We start from the raw sequence: 9,316 nt of genomic DNA, 5'->3' as shown, positions 1-9,316 counted from the left end.
TGCCTCGTTAGCGGGGTGAATTAAGGATTTGTTGGAACACCTGGTTAACCAGGTCGCGGGTTTCGCTTCCGCTCTCCACACCGAGGAACTGGCGTTTGGGCAGGGTGATATCCCAGCTTTGCGCGCCGGTAGACTCGGTTCGTTCGTCGTTCAAAATGCGGATCAGCAAGCCGGCCTTGGCGTAGTTCACGTGTTCTTGAATCCATGCCACCGACGGCCTGGCCAGTGCCTTCTTGCCCTTCTGGCGAACACGAAAGCCCAGCCGGCGCAGGCGCTTGGCCTGTTTGTCGGTGCAGGCGATGCCTGGGGGGACTTTGTTCCAGCGCCGCATCTGTGCAGCGGTACGCCGCTCGCTGACGCCGTTGTGCTGCTGGGCGGCGACCCAACGGGTCAAGGCGTTTTTCCAGCCCAGCTCGGCTTCGTCGGAGCTGACGCGGGTGACCTGCAGCAGCTTGGCCAGGCCCGCTTCCATCTTTTTCTTGCCCTTGGCCGAGCCCTTGCGCTCAGCGAAAGGGGTGCCGTCGGTGTTCCGCTGCTCACGTACGCGTTTGCGGCTCATGGTCCGCACACGTGTGGTCACTCTGTTAAGCAACCGCCGGCGCAGTTGGGGCGGCAGCTCAAGTAACGCCAACTGGGCGTCAACATCGAGCAAGCCCCTGACATCGAGGTCGAGCGGGTTAGCGGCCATTGCTGCCCACCTCGCCATGCTCGGCAACCCACAGATCGAACGGGACGAACGCCCAGGTCTTGCCGAACGCCTCGATCTCGCCATCAGGGTCTTCGGCCAGGTACTGCGGCTCGACGAATTCCAGGGACAGGTCCACGTCGAAGCTGTCCTGGTCGAGCGGTTCAACTGCGAACAGCGGCGCCGGCAGTTCGTGGCGGTCCCGATCGGGATCATGGTTTTCCAGCCAACTGCCCACCAAAGCCATCAGCCTGGCCGGGTTGCCGGCGAATCGCTCCAGGGCGAACACAGCGCGGTAGCGCATATCGGCCATGTGCAGGCCGTCGCGGTCGGGCTTCCAAATCAGTTCAAGACTGACCTGTTCCGTCCAGCTATCGAACTGCTCCGGCGCCACCAGGTTGCGCGCCATCAGGAAGGCGGTCAGCGCCTGCAGCTGGATCACAGCAGCGCCGCCGTGATGCGGCCACGGCCCTGCAGGGCGCGCACGGCCTGCTGGCTGAAGGCCAAGAAGGTTTCCGCACGCTCGGGCGCCTCCTTACCGGTGTTCTCGGCGCTTTCGCGGCGGGTGACGGTGGCGAACTGCGGAAGTGAGTGGCCTTTGGCGCGGCAGTACACGGCACGCTTGTATAGCTTCACCTGAAAGCTACGTTCTGGCAGCAGCGTGGAATCCGCGGACTCGATCCGCGTAATGCCATTGGCTTGCCAGCGAGCTTTGCACTTGGCCAGGTCCGTGTTGACCTCGACCATTGCAGTGTTCAACGCGTCGACCAGCAGCTCTACCAGGTACTCCGCCGGCAGGCGTTGTTCCTTCTGGAATTCCGACACAGAGAGGTCAGGCCAAAAGCCGTCGTTCTCAATCGTCTGTTCCACAAAGGTGGTTGTTTTCCCGGAAAAGCTCATTGCTGGCCGCTCAAATAGGGCGGGGAGCCTGTTTTCAGTGGGACGGTCCATAAATGGGCGGCTCACTTCCACAAGTCCCCGCTTGGGGGGGTAGTCGGTTATTCGGTGGCCGGGTTAGCGGCCGCTTGTTTTGCCAGGGCCTTGCGGACCTTTTCGATACGGGTGTCATTGCCGGCCTGGGCGTACAGCTCCGTTGAACGCTCCAGGTGCTTGAGTGCGACCTCAAAATTCCCGGCCTCCATGGCGCGCATACCGATCAACTTGTGGTACTTGCTCGGGATCTGCTCCGTCAGCTGCCATTCACCGTCAACCAGGGGCAGCAGGTCAGAGAGGTAAGGCTCTGGGCTGCGGTTGGCTTTGTATTCGGCGTAGGCCCACTCACACACGGCGTCGGCGACAAAGGTCTGGATGTCGCGGCGCTTGAAGCGCTCCGGCATCTGCTGGCCCTGCTCGATCAGGAAGTCAGCCAGTTCCAACGCGTCATCAAACTGAGCGGTATCGAACAACCAGACCATCACCTGCACTGCAACGCGATTGGGGAAGTTCAGCCCCGAATCGCAGTAGCGCTGCACGTATTCCTGGTACTTGGGCAGCAGCTCTTCGCGCTTGAGGGCCTGGCGACCGGCCAAGCCGTTGATCGCGCTGATGCGCGCCAGGTCCTGGTCCAACGCGGCTTCCTGCAGCAACAGGTGCTTGCGCGCATTGGCTGGGCTGCTCAGGGCATCGCCCGGGGTGTAGGCCATGCCTGCAGTAGCGGCGAGCGCCGCCACTGCTGTGCTGCCCAACGCCAAGGTGCGCCGCTTGTGCGCCAGGGCCAGGCTCACTTCACCAGCTCCACGTTTTCGGTCAGGGCGATCTTTTCCAACTGCTCGATCACATAACCTTCGTTGCGGCTGTTGTAGTCCTCGACGCGGGAGCGTTTCGGGTTCTCGATCGTCTGTTTGCGCCAGCTGGTGTCCTGGTAGTAGATCGACAGGTTGTCCCAACTGGTGACCAGCACCGCGTTGACCGGAAAGTTCGGCACGCTGAACGCCGGCAGACCGCCGTAGGTCGCAATGACCTGGGCGTTTTCGATGCGCTCTTTTTCGGTCGGCGTATCGCCTTGTTTGGTGTACAGCTTGGCCTTGTCAGAGGCGAGCAAGTCGGTGCCGATGATCGCGACCAGGTCGCCGTCCTCGCGCAGGATCTCGTCCACCATTTGCTTGGTGTCGTGCACCAGGGCATCAAGGTTGGCGTAGTCACCACCGGCGCCCAACGTAACCTTGCCAGCGGCGGCGCCCTCTTTCAGCACCTGCTGTGGGGCCTGTTCGCGCAGTTGCTGCAGCCAGCCTTTGTTCACGTCCTGCAGCTTGGGATTCGCCGCCAGGTCGGTCTGAGGCGCGGCGCGGGTGCCATGGAAGCCGATAACAATTCGGTCCTGGGCAATGCGCTTTTGCACTGCAGCGGAATAGCGCTCTTTGAAGTCGGGAAACTTCGCCCAGGCGTCGATCTTGGCGTATGGCAGGCCTACGTCCGACTGGGTATCAGCCAACTCGTAGGTGCTGTTGTCCAACGCCGACGCGTCTTTAGCTTCGCGGTCGGTGGTCTTGGTGTTGGTGCGGCCGGTGACCGGACCATTCACGCCGATGAAGACTTTTTCACCTTTGATCTCACTGACCGGGGTGACGTTGATACGCTCCAGGAAGTCGGCTTTCGCGGTGATCGCGTCGTTCAGTTCCTGGGCGATCGTCGGGTCCACACTGAACATGCGGGTGGAATTTTCGATGCCGTACGCTTCGGCGATCGCTTCCTGCAGCTCGGCATACTGCTTGGCGCCACGGGCGCTTAATGGCTGGGCCATGTCAGAGCACCTTGCGTCGTGGAGCGGTTACGGGGCCTGGGTTGCGCGGCAACTGGCGACCGGCGGAGGTGTTCTGCAGCGCTGTGAAACGCTTTTCCAACGCCGCCATGCTCGCCAACAGCGCCTTATTCGTAGCCCCGCCCTTACGGCTGAACTCACGCTCTTCTTCAGCAGTGGTGACGATGCCGTCGACGGCAGCTTGCACGTCATCAATCGGCTCTGGCTCTGGCTCGGGGGCCTCTTCGGCGACGGGCTCAACCACGGCTTGAATGCCGGCAGCGACAATCAGCAGTTGAGCCAGCAGGGCTTTTAAGGCCGTTGCGGTAGCTTCATCCATAGGGGGTTTGGTCTCAGTTGGGGTGGTGGGTTCGGCGGGCTCAGCGTCCGCCGCGAAGCGCTTGAAAAAGCCAGTGAGCAAACCGATTAGCTTGCCCACTTCGCCTTGGGGCTCCTCCTCAAAGGTGCCCAGTTCAACGGAAGCGGCGTAGTACGTGGCTTTGTTGGTTCGGCGGGAGAAATACAGTTCCTGAGTGCCCAGGCTCGAAGGGGTGTCGGTGACCGCAAGGCCGGTCAGGTAGGATTTGCCGCTACCGGCAAAATTCGGCCAAATTTCAATGCTGGTGAACAGCTTCTGCCCTTGGTCATTCAGGTACAGCAGTCGGTCGTTGGGCTTGAGCTGGGCCTCCAGGGCAACCTGCCCTTCCTCCAGGTCGTCGCCCTCCTCAACCAGACGGACCGCGTATACGGTGCCGAAAGAACCTTCCGAACGTTGGTGCTCACACCAGATAACAGCCGTGTATTTCGACGGCTTGTAGGTTTCAGCGATATCGCGCAGTTCCTGGGGAAGGATCTCGCGACCATCGGCGGTGATGCCGCTGGTGGCGACACGTTTCCAGAACGAAACAAGGGAACGGGGCATGGGCGTTGACTGCGCTCAATCGGTTGAATGAGCCGCCAAGATAGGGAGCCGTCAGCCCTCAAACAAACAGTTCAAATGCGCGTTTCTCCTATATCTGAGATATAGGCGGATCACGGAATTTAACCCCGCGTTTTCAGCGTTTTCGCCGCATAGACTGCGGCCCATGTACTACTCGACCGAAGTTAAAGAAGCCGCCAAACGCCTGTTTCTGCGCCGCTGTAAGGCAAAGGAAATTCAGGCGCAGCTCAACCTGCCCAACATCCGGATCGTCTACTACTGGATCCGCCAGGGCGGTTGGGAGGACATGCTGTCGGACGAAGAGCCGCTGACTGCCGTCGGCCGGCGGATCACCCTCCTCCTGGACAAGGTTGGCAGCCTGTCCAAAGACGACCTCAACGAACTGGACCGACTGACCATCGTTCGCGAACGACTGCTGAAACAAGCGGCCAAGCCCGCACCGGTGGCAGCATCGAACGGCGACGACATGGGCGAGCCTCAGGAACCGCGCAGGCGGCCGCGTGGCGAACGCTCCAACCGTGGCGAGGGCGGTGATAGGAAAAAAGAAAAGAAGGCCAAGAACGATATCAGCGGGCTGACCGAAGTCGACTTCCTGGATAAGTTCATCAGCAAGATGTACCGCTATCAGCAGGAATTGTTCGCAGCCAAGCAAAACCCGCTGACGAGCCGGATTCGCAACATTCTCAAAAGCCGCCAGGTCGGTCTGACCTACTACTTCGCCGGCGAAGCGTTCATGGACGCGGTACTAACGGGCGACAACCAGGTGTTCCTGTCAGCCAGCCGCTCGCAATCGGAGATCTTCCGCAGCTACATCATCCAGTTTGCCAAACAGTGGTTCGATATCGAGCTGACCGGCAATCCGATCACGCTCAGCAACGGCGCCGAGCTGCGCTTCCTGTCGACCAACAGCAGCACCGCCCAGGGCTACCACGGCCATGTGTACGTGGACGAGTACTTCTGGATCCGAGACTTCGAAAAGCTCAGCACCGTGGCCAGCGCCATGGGTACCCACAAGAAGTGGCGCAAAACCTACTTCTCGACGCCCAGCGCAGTGTCACACCAGGCATACCCGTTCTGGTCCGGGGAGGAATTCCGCAACAGCAAACGCGGCAAGAAAGCCGGCGGCACCTGGCCTACCGAGGCGTCCTACACGCAGGGCGCGCTGTGCCCAGATGGTCAATGGCGCAAGACCATCACCATCCAGGACGCGATCGATGGCGGGTGCGATCTGTTCGACCTGGAGCAGCTGCAGCTGGAGTACGACGAAGACAAATTCCAGCAGCTGTTTTACTGCAAGTTCATCGACAGCAGCCAAAGCGCGTTCGGTCTCAAGGATCTGGAGCGGTGCTATTCCGACCTGTCGTTGTGGGAGGACTACGACCCGGAGCTGGATCGACCTTTCGGCAACAGTCCGGTGTGGCTTGGCTACGATCCGAGCCGCACCCGCGACGACGCCACGTGTGTGGTGGTCGCCCCGCCGCTGGAACCCGGGGCGAAATTCCGCATCCTGGAAAAGCACAGCTGGCGGGGGCATTCGTTCAACTACCAGGCCGCCCAGGTCAAAAAGCTGACCGAGCGTTTCAACGTCCAACACATCGGTATCGACATCACCGGCGTGGGTTATGGCGTGTTCGACCTGGTGCGAGACTTCTACCCTAAAGCCACGCCGATCCATTACAGCCTTGAGACCAAGAACCTGTTGGTACTCAAGGCGCAGGACACGATCCAGGGCAGCCGCATCGAATGGGACGCCGGCTGGACCGACATCGCCCAGGCGTTCCTGACCATCAAGCGCGGCACCACTACCAGCGGCCAAGTGACCTACAGCGCTTCGCGAACCGACGCCACCGGCCATGCCGATATCGCCTGGTCGATCATGCACGCCCTGTTCAATGAACCCCTCAACACCAACAAGCGGCGCCGTAGCCGCTACGTCACGAGCGGAACCAATGCCCAAGCCACGACACAAAAAGCCCCAAATCAGCCAACAGGCGCGACAGCCGCAGCCCATGCGGGCGTTCACCTTCGGGGAACCCGAACAGATGCTGTCCGGCAACATCGGCGAGTACCTGGGGGTGTTTCTCAGCGACGACGGCGAGATCTACAAACCGCCAGTGTCGCGGGCGGGCCTGGCCAAGCTGCTCCGCGCCAACGCGCACCACGGCGCCATTCCAAAGTTCAAGCGCAACTTGCTGCTGCGTGAATTCATCCCCTCCGAAGGCTGCAGCACGCAGACCATGGGGCGGGCCAGCCTGGACTACATGGTGTTCGGAGAGGCGTATTTCTACCGCGATACCAACGCCTTCGGTGAAGTGCTGGAGATGCAGCACCTGCCCGCCATCAACATGCGGGTGAAGGTCGACGGGGGTTTCAGGATGCTGCTGCCCGATAGCAAGTTCATGGACTTCGAGCAGGACGAAATCGAACACGTCTTGGACTACGACGTGGAACAGAACATCTACGGCGTGCCGGACTACCTGGGCGGCCTGCAGGCGCTGTTGCTCAACGAAGCCGCGACCCTGTTCCGCCGGCGCTACTACAGCAACGGCGCGCACGCGGGATACATCTTCTACACCAACGACCCGGACTTGACCGAGGAAGACGAAGAGAACCTGCGCGCGCAGATCAGCGCGAGCAAGGGCGTGGGCAACTTCCGCTCGATGTTCGTGAACATCCCCAACGGCAAGGAAAATGCGATCCAGATCATCCCCGTGGGGGACTTCCAGGCCAAGGACGAGCTGGAGAAGGTGAAGAACATCACTCGTAACGACGTGATCGCCGCCTGGCGAATGAACCCTGCCCTGGCCGGGATCATCCCGGAAAACAGCGGGGGGTTTGGGGATATCGAGAAGATCGATCGTGTGTATACCAGCAACGAGATCAGGCCGATTTGTCAGCTGTTCAACCAAATCAACGAAAACCTTCGCAACGACAGGAGAATCAACTGGAGAACACCTGAAAAACCCAAACAAACAACTGAATAAATAGACAGTAGTTAGTGATTATCACCAATCCGAAAGGCATAATGATGGCTCTTAAACCCTGGGGAGGGAACCATGCGAATCTACTGCACTGCCTGCGATCACAAGGGCCGAATCAGTTCACGGGAAGAGATTACCCGGGGCTATGTAAAGCTGTATTGCCAATGCCTGGATGCTCAGTGCGGGCACACGTGGGTATCGGAGCTGACTTTCAAGCACTCACTACGACCACCCACACAACGCCTGGAAACGCTCTTGTTCGAACGTATCCGCAATTTGCCGGCGGAACAGCAGCAGGAGCTGTTTCTCCAAGTCGGCGCCTCGCAACCCGCCTGACTGCCGGACCATCCTCCCCTACTCCTCGCCTCGCCCCATCCTCATCAATACAGTGCCGCCAAGCGGCCCCGCCCAACACCAATGGCGGCTATCGCATCGGAATGCCTGCAGCGCAGGCATATAAGCCGCCGCGACATTCTCGACTGAATCCCACAATCGTGGCGCGGCGCTACCCGCGCAGCGGCCGGTTGCCCGTCAAAACCGCTCCCAAAAATATAAGCTGCGCCGTCCCAATATGCCCGCGATCGCTGCCGGTAAATTTTACAACTCACCTCGGCGCGCCCAATTACCGCTTTGTGGGCGCTAGATCGCCAGAACGGAGTGATGGGTATCTAGCATGGGTGCAGGGCACTGCCCTGCCGCTGGGCGGGCGCGCAGCCCGCGCTCCTCATAAAAAGCTGAGCGTAGCGAACTGAGCCCTTGGGCGAAGGCATCATCATGTATCCAACACACTGAACCTACGGACACCTCGAAAATCTCTTTTTAATACCCTTTGGGGATGCTGAGAGGGGTATAAAATTCCGTTTAATTCAAAGGCCTTCTGGATCACCCACGCGCACGCCGGCGCCGTTGGAAAAAGACGATAAAAATGGGGGGAGACGGTACGCGTTTATCCGCATTACGACGCGTGCAAGTGCGGCAAATACAGCAGGAGGGTGTTTTTTCGACCACCAGGCGTAACCTGGCCTCGCAGGGGATGCGATTACTTCGTCGGAGTGTCTTTCTTGACTTGGACGTTGCGCAGTAGGCGCGCCATGGATTCGCCCACACCGCCTGGCCCTCTGTCAGGCTCCAGGGGAGGTTTTAACCCAGCAGGTGATCCGGTGGTAGTAGGATTCAGCGTTTCGTGTTGGCCATGTGCATGAGCCGCCTTGCGCGCCTCACTTCTCTCCCAGTTGTTGCGGGATTGCTGTCGCCGGAACGCCTCCAGTGATGCTTTCTCTTGGCGTGCCGCACGAAGGCCGCAGACTTCACGTAGCTCCTTGTCCCGGCGTTTGATCGCAGCCTTTTTGGCCCGAAACCAAAGGTAGCGCACACCAAGATCCGCGAAGAATTTTTCGGTGAACCGGACCAGGACACGAGTCCTCACCAGGTTAAGCCCAGCCTCGTCCTTTTCGTCCAGCCGAACTTTTTCGATCCGCCGGTAAACGTACCCAGCTAGGTCCAGACTGTGCATCAGCCGGTTGAGAGACGCTGGGGACATATCGCAATCTTCCGCGATGCCGCATTGCGTATTGAGGAAGTACTGCCCGCGCTCGACGTCGAGCCACCCCAATACACCGGTAGCCAAGTCCAACCGCAAAAGCATCTGCTCGGAAGCCTTGGCCAAGGCTTCAAACTTTTCGGAGCGCGTGCGACGACCGCCATGGATGGTGTCCAGGTCCCGCAAGTATTTACCGCGTAGATCTCCGATCTGCCGGAGCCGTGAGAAGGCCATCCGTAGCAATGGGTTTTTCAGCTGCTGTCCCGTCAAGCGACGTGGAGCTGAATACCGAGGTGCCCGAATTGGCGCGTGCAGCGCGGCATGTGGACTTTTTTTGTCTTTATGAACAGTCGCCGGCCGGCCCTTACTGGTGCCGCCCTTACGGCTGTTGGCCGCACGCGATTGGATGTCCTTGTCCAGGGTAGTCACAGAA

General features: G+C 59.9%; 10 protein-coding genes. 3 read left to right on the top strand and 7 right to left on the bottom strand.

The window, feature by feature from the left end; all coding sequences use genetic code 11:
* Positions 1 to 7: 7 nt before the first annotated feature.
* The 6 genes from BFQ04_RS17425 to BFQ04_RS17400 form a co-directional block, all read right to left on the bottom strand.
* Positions 8 to 688, bottom strand: a complete 681-nt coding sequence (locus BFQ04_RS17425) for a virion morphogenesis protein (RefSeq protein WP_065951875.1) — start codon at positions 686 to 688, stop codon at positions 8 to 10.
* Complete coding sequence (locus BFQ04_RS17420) at positions 678 to 1,127, bottom strand: phage tail protein (RefSeq protein ID WP_065951874.1); 450 nt, start codon at positions 1,125 to 1,127, stop codon at positions 678 to 680. The genes BFQ04_RS17425 and BFQ04_RS17420 overlap by 11 nt, the downstream gene beginning before the upstream one ends.
* Positions 1,124 to 1,585 carry a head completion/stabilization protein gene (locus tag BFQ04_RS17415; RefSeq protein ID WP_065951873.1) on the bottom strand — a complete coding sequence of 154 codons (462 nt, stop codon included), beginning with the start codon at positions 1,583 to 1,585 and terminating at the stop codon, positions 1,124 to 1,126. The genes BFQ04_RS17420 and BFQ04_RS17415 overlap by 4 nt, the downstream gene beginning before the upstream one ends.
* A gap of 98 nt (positions 1,586 to 1,683) precedes the next feature.
* Positions 1,684 to 2,409: a phage terminase small subunit gene (gpM, locus tag BFQ04_RS17410; RefSeq protein ID WP_065951872.1), complete on the bottom strand. Its 726-nt coding sequence runs from the start codon at positions 2,407 to 2,409 to the stop codon at positions 1,684 to 1,686.
* Entirely contained in the window at positions 2,406 to 3,425 is a 1,020-nt protein-coding gene (locus BFQ04_RS17405; RefSeq protein ID WP_065951871.1) for a phage major capsid protein, P2 family, read from the bottom strand. Before BFQ04_RS17405 ends, gpM begins: the two co-directional genes overlap by 4 nt.
* Before the next feature lies 1 nt (position 3,426).
* On the bottom strand, positions 3,427 to 4,344 hold the full coding sequence (locus BFQ04_RS17400; RefSeq protein ID WP_065951870.1) for a GPO family capsid scaffolding protein: 918 nt from the start codon (positions 4,342 to 4,344) through the stop codon (positions 3,427 to 3,429).
* Between the two features lie 163 nt (positions 4,345 to 4,507).
* On the opposite strand from BFQ04_RS17400, the gene BFQ04_RS17395 reads away from it, so the two are divergent.
* The 3 genes from BFQ04_RS17395 (at position 4,508) to BFQ04_RS28690 (ending at position 7,679) form a co-directional block, all read left to right on the top strand.
* Positions 4,508 to 6,565 carry a terminase large subunit domain-containing protein gene (locus tag BFQ04_RS17395; RefSeq protein WP_065951869.1) on the top strand — a complete coding sequence of 686 codons (2,058 nt, stop codon included), beginning with the start codon at positions 4,508 to 4,510 and terminating at the stop codon, positions 6,563 to 6,565.
* On the top strand, positions 6,477 to 7,346 hold the full coding sequence (locus tag BFQ04_RS17390) for a phage portal protein (protein WP_065951868.1): 870 nt from the start codon (positions 6,477 to 6,479) through the stop codon (positions 7,344 to 7,346). Before BFQ04_RS17395 ends, BFQ04_RS17390 begins: the two co-directional genes overlap by 89 nt.
* Before the next feature lie 72 nt (positions 7,347 to 7,418).
* Positions 7,419 to 7,679, top strand: coding sequence for an ogr/Delta-like zinc finger family protein (locus tag BFQ04_RS28690; protein WP_038449110.1), 261 nt, complete (start codon positions 7,419 to 7,421; stop codon positions 7,677 to 7,679).
* 703 nt (positions 7,680 to 8,382) lie between these two features.
* On the opposite strand, the gene BFQ04_RS17385 is transcribed toward BFQ04_RS28690, so the two are convergent.
* Positions 8,383 to 9,312 carry a hypothetical protein gene (locus BFQ04_RS17385; RefSeq protein WP_256544587.1) on the bottom strand — a complete coding sequence of 310 codons (930 nt, stop codon included), beginning with the start codon at positions 9,310 to 9,312 and terminating at the stop codon, positions 8,383 to 8,385.
* Positions 9,313 to 9,316: the final 4 nt, after the last annotated feature.

Origin of the sequence: Pseudomonas sp. 37 R 15 (genome assembly GCF_900004865.1) — a bacterium.
Lineage (GTDB): Bacteria > Pseudomonadota > Gammaproteobacteria > Pseudomonadales > Pseudomonadaceae > Aquipseudomonas > Aquipseudomonas fluorescens_AM.
This window is presented reverse-complemented; position numbering and strand designations above follow the sequence as displayed.

Coding starts and splice junctions, on each gene's coding strand:
- BFQ04_RS17400 (WP_065951870.1), bottom strand. CDS start 4,344: ATGCCCCGTTCCCTTGTTTCGTTCTGGAAACGTGTCGCCACCAGCGGC.
- BFQ04_RS17395 (WP_065951869.1), top strand. CDS start 4,508: ATGTACTACTCGACCGAAGTTAAAGAAGCCGCCAAACGCCTGTTTCTG.
- BFQ04_RS17425 (WP_065951875.1), bottom strand. CDS start 688: ATGGCCGCTAACCCGCTCGACCTCGATGTCAGGGGCTTGCTCGATGTT.
- BFQ04_RS17405 (WP_065951871.1), bottom strand. CDS start 3,425: ATGGCCCAGCCATTAAGCGCCCGTGGCGCCAAGCAGTATGCCGAGCTG.
- BFQ04_RS17415 (WP_065951873.1), bottom strand. CDS start 1,585: ATGAGCTTTTCCGGGAAAACAACCACCTTTGTGGAACAGACGATTGAG.
- BFQ04_RS28690 (WP_038449110.1), top strand. CDS start 7,419: ATGCGAATCTACTGCACTGCCTGCGATCACAAGGGCCGAATCAGTTCA.